Source organism: Rhizobium sp. Nf11,1 (genome assembly GCF_050587665.1).
Taxonomy (GTDB): Bacteria; Pseudomonadota; Alphaproteobacteria; order Rhizobiales; family Rhizobiaceae; genus Rhizobium.
Genome location: NZ_JBOBHU010000077.1, coordinates 1 through 961, shown reverse-complemented (window position 1 = coordinate 961; position 961 = coordinate 1). Strand labels below are relative to the sequence as shown.

Genomic DNA, 961 nt, shown 5'->3' with positions numbered 1-961 from the left:
ATTGACCTGCCACGGGTAATTTCCTCCAGAATGGATTAGAGTCCGGCCCATTGAGGACGGACACATGAAGAAGCAGAGATTTACAGAAGAGCAGATTATTTTGGTGCTGAAGGAGCAGGAGGCGGGCGCGAAGGTGGCCGACTTGTGCCGCAAGCACGGGATTTCAGACGCGACCTTTTATAACTGGAAAGCCAAATACGGCGGCATGGAAGTCTCCGAGGCGAAGCGACTGAAGGCGCTCGAAGAGGAGAATGCCAAGCTGAAGAAACTGCTGGCCGAACAGATGCTGGATGTGGCCGCACTCCGCGAGCTTCTCGCAAAAAATGTATGGTCCGCCTCGTCCGTGCAAGGGTACGCGACATCGTAAATGACGATTCCAGTTGCATAAATGTATCCGGCCTCTCGCGAGTGGGCTGCGGTTGCAGCCAGGCCATGATGAGATCCGCACACGCCGTTCCCAATAAATGGTTCGGGCACGAAGCCCGCTTTTTTGCGCAGGGCTTACGGCATGTTGATCCACTGTTTCGTCATCACTATTCCCGAGCCTTGCAATCAAGCTTGGATCGTCAGGTGAAGGCAGGGTCTCTGCGTTCGTAGAGCGCTCCAGGCTTTGTCAGAACGACCCAAACAATTCGGGCCATCTTAGCTGCGAGTGCGACGACGGCTTTGTTCGGGTGCATCCGAGCCTGAAGGCCGTCCAGCCAGTTCCCCAATCGGTCTCGTGTTCGGTCGAGATGCCGAAAGCATGACCTTGCGCCATGTACGAGGAGTTTGCGCACGTACCGGTTTCCTCGCTTGCTGATGCCGAGTAGCTTTTGCTTGCCACCGGTCGAATATTCGCGCGGCACAAGGCCCAGCCATGCCGCGAGATCGCGCGCTTTTTGGAACTGCCGACCGTTACCAATAGCGGCGAGGAGCGCAGTCGCACCCAAGGCTCCGACCCCGGGGATCGTCATGAGCC

At 56.9% G+C, this 961-nt stretch carries 1 protein-coding gene and 1 pseudogene; one reads left to right on the top strand and one right to left on the bottom strand.

Features of this window, described 5'->3' with window-relative positions; all coding sequences use genetic code 11:
* Positions 1 to 64: 64 nt before the first annotated feature.
* Positions 65 to 328, top strand: a pseudogene (locus ACQ7C1_RS31755) (transposase); the annotation flags it as partial.
* Between the two features lie 238 nt (positions 329 to 566).
* On the opposite strand, the gene ACQ7C1_RS31750 reads toward ACQ7C1_RS31755, so the two are convergent.
* On the bottom strand, positions 567 to 961 hold a 395-nt coding region (locus ACQ7C1_RS31750; RefSeq protein WP_430961222.1), incomplete at its 5' end, for an IS110 family transposase.